Annotated in this window: 4 protein-coding genes; 3 read left to right on the top strand and 1 reads right to left on the bottom strand. The window is 60.0% G+C overall.

Annotation, left to right across the window (positions count from 1 at the left end):
* Window positions 1–15 precede the first annotated feature (15 nt).
* A protein-coding gene (locus BF95_RS24720) for an IS5 family transposase (RefSeq protein WP_152542926.1) occupies window positions 16–836 on the top strand; the annotation gives its coding sequence in 2 pieces (ribosomal slippage) (window positions 16–559 and window positions 559–836; 822 coding nt in all).
* Window positions 837–885: 49 nt separating this feature from the next.
* Here the strand turns inward: BF95_RS24720 and BF95_RS24725 are convergent.
* On the bottom strand, window positions 886–2,262 hold the full coding sequence (locus BF95_RS24725; RefSeq protein WP_043155439.1) for an IS701 family transposase: 1,377 nt from the start codon (window positions 2,260–2,262) through the stop codon (window positions 886–888).
* 105 nt (window positions 2,263–2,367) lie between these two features.
* Between BF95_RS24725 and BF95_RS24730 the strand changes: the two genes are divergently transcribed.
* Window positions 2,368–2,652, top strand: a complete 285-nt coding sequence (locus BF95_RS24730) for a hypothetical protein (RefSeq protein ID WP_043153117.1) — start codon at window positions 2,368–2,370, stop codon at window positions 2,650–2,652.
* Between the two features lie 127 nt (window positions 2,653–2,779).
* A partial coding sequence (locus tag BF95_RS24735) for an IS5 family transposase (RefSeq protein WP_043155440.1) occupies window positions 2,780–3,066 on the top strand: 287 nt, incomplete at its 3' end.

The following is a 3,066-nucleotide window of genomic DNA, read 5'->3' on the forward strand; positions in this document are numbered from 1 at the left end:
TTCCGGAGATCAACGATGTGGACCGATACCACTCGGGCGCAATATGCCCGCGCGGGACTGACTTTGCCAAGCGATTTGACCGATGCCGAATGGTCGGTGCTCGAACCTTTCTTGCCGCCACCCTCCCACGTAGGCCGTCCGCGCAAATGGCCGCTGCGACGGATCGTTGAGGCGATCCTATATCTGCTGCGTGGGGGGCTGCCGTGGCGAATGCTGCCACCCTGCTTTCCGCCGGTCTCGACGGTTCGGCGCTGGTTTTACCTGTGGCGCGATAACAAACTGTGGCTCTCGCTCAATCATACCCTGCTATTGATGGCGCGTGAAGCGACGGGCCGAGAGGCTTCGCCCAGTGCTGGCGTGATCGATAGTCAGAGCGTGAAAACAACGGAAAGTGGCGGCCCGCGCGGCTTTGACGCAGGCAAGAAAATCAAGGGGCGCAAGCGCCACATCCTCACCGACACCGAGGGTCATTTGGTTCATGCGGTGATCCATACCGCCGACATTCAGGACCGCGACGGCGCGCCGCTGGTCCTGCGTGAAATCATCCACCGCTTTCCATGCTGCGCCATGTCTTTGCCGATGGCGGCTACGCTGGCGACAAGCTCAGGCAAGCGCTCCGGCGTATCGGCAAATGGACTGTCGAGATCGTCAAGCGATCCGATGGTGCAAAAGGCTTTGTGGTTCTTCCGCGCCGCTGGGTCGTCGAGCGAACACTGGCTTGGCTGAACCGCAACCGTCGGCTCGCAAAGGACTTTGAACGGACCATCGCATCGGCAAATGCGTGGCTGTTCATAGCCTCCATACAGCTATTCGCGCGCCGCATCGCAAGGCTATGAAATTTCATCGGATAATTATGAATCAGGCTCTAAGCTCGACTTTGTACGATTAGGTAGCGAAGCATAGTGCTTGAGCCATACGTACGAGGCGGGTTGTCGGAATATAGTGCGTTTCTCGGTGCGGCGGGGAGTGTGGATTAATGTCGCCGACCCAGATCTGGAGGCGGACGGCACCGATGGCGTCACTGAATGTCGGGCTGGTTTTTCGATACCACGCGGCGGAATACGGGGTGCTTTTATTGGTCAGCAGATCGCAGGCCCATAGTGATATAAGAGTGTAGAGACCCAGCAGCGCCGGTGTGGTTCGCGCTATGGCTTTGTCGGTCCACTGGCGCTGTGTCTCGACACCCAGGTGAGCGCGGGTTTCGGCAAAGGTGACTTCGATTTGCCATCGGCGGACGTAGAGGGCGATGATGTCGGCGGGCTCGAGGGTAATGTCGGTACTGAAGAAGGCCTGCGGGTCGCGCTTTCCGTCAGGATCGCGAACCAGGACCCAGCGGACCGGCAAGACCGGGGTGCCGGGCCTGTACCATAGGGCGATGTCGGATGTGATCTGGAGCGTCTTGCCGTTGAGATGGCCATACCAGGCAGAGACGAGAATGCTGGTCCAGCGTGTCGCCGGATTGGCGAGCAGGGTCTTGAGTTTTGGTAATGCTCGCCCTTTCTGTGCGGGGCGCCCCATCGTGCGTGCCGTTCGCCCCGCAGGCTGTGCAAACAAGTTGGCATCGAGCCGCAGTCGGCTGATGAGTGTGGCCCGGCGGACGATCGCATGTGCCAGTTCGTGGACAGCAAAGCTGCTGTCGCCAATGAAGATGATCCGCCGACCCGGCAGCCAGCGAGACAGCTGCAGCGCGCCCTGCCGGGCCCAGTCCGTCAGCAATTTATGACGACAGCCGCGTTGACGGTTCGATCGTTCCGAAGGAGCGAGCAACGTCAAGACTGGCAGTGCCTTGATCAGGCGGGTCCATGACACCGGGGTGAGCACCATGAAGCTGAGCCAGCGCAGTCCGCTGGCTTTGACGAAATGGCCGTGACTGGAGCGGACCGGGTCGCGGTAGATACCCCGTGCGGTGATCCGGCGCCCCCATCGCCGCTCAATGGTGTCGTCCATACCGATGACCACAGGGCCCTCTGGCACGAGCCGTTCGACCACGATGCTGAGCAGTCGCCTGGCAACGGCACGGGAGCTCCAGCGGGCACGGTTGAGGATCTGGTGATAGGTTGCAAAGTTGGCAGCATGGGCTCGGCCGGTCACACGCAGGCAAGACGTAACGGTTCGTTTGCCGGTGGCCAGCAGGCCGCCCATCACAAGAACGAGTACATGCTCCCAACTGGGGGCCGTAAAGCAGGGACGCCATGCTTGCAGCCATTGGCGCAAGATCTGGGGGACGGGATCGCCGATAACGGCCTTGTTCTGGTCCAACATCTCATGCTTGGAATCCTAACCGAAGCACGGCGCAACGCTTGGGCTGTTGCCATGCGGCCAGTTGAATCGGATACGCTGTGACCTGAAGGCAGCTATGGATGCTCCATGAAAGACGACGAAATCATTATGCGCATCGAAACTTTCGACGCGGCCAACGGCGGCGGCGTGGGCTGGTACGAGGACAAGGGCGCCTACCACCTTTACCTGTTGGAAACGGAGGCACCGATCGCCCGTCTCAAACCTGTCGGCACGCGCGACGACGTCAGGCTTGGCTACTGGTCACACCGGCGACAATGGGAAGATATTGACGATATGGGCGGATGCGTCTTGCCACTCGATCAGGCCCTCGACCACATCGCTGAAAACAGCATCTTCTGGACCTGGACCTGACCAAAAACGTACAAAGTCGAGCTAAGAGCCCGATCCGAAACTAAGTTGAGTGGTATCAGCGGGTTAGCTTGACGCTTGCGGCAGTCGTTGATTCAGGGGTTTTGCAACAAACTTCCGGAGATCAACGATGTGGACCGATACCACTCGGGCGCAATATGCCCGCGCGGGACTGACTTTGCCAAGCGATTTGACCGATGCCGAATGGTCGGTGCTCGAACCTTTCTTGCCGCCACCCTCCCACGTAGGCCGTCCGCGCAAATGGCCGCTGCGACGGATCGTYGAGGCGATCCTRTATCTGCTGCGTGGGGGGCTGCCGTGGCGAATGCTGCCRCCCTGCTTTCCGCCGGTCTCGACGGTTCGGCGCTGGTTTTACCTGTGGCGCGATAACAAACTGTGGCTCTCGCTCAATCATAC

The organism is Sphingobium sp. Ant17, assembly GCF_000588875.1.
Lineage (GTDB): Bacteria > Pseudomonadota > Alphaproteobacteria > Sphingomonadales > Sphingomonadaceae > Sphingobium.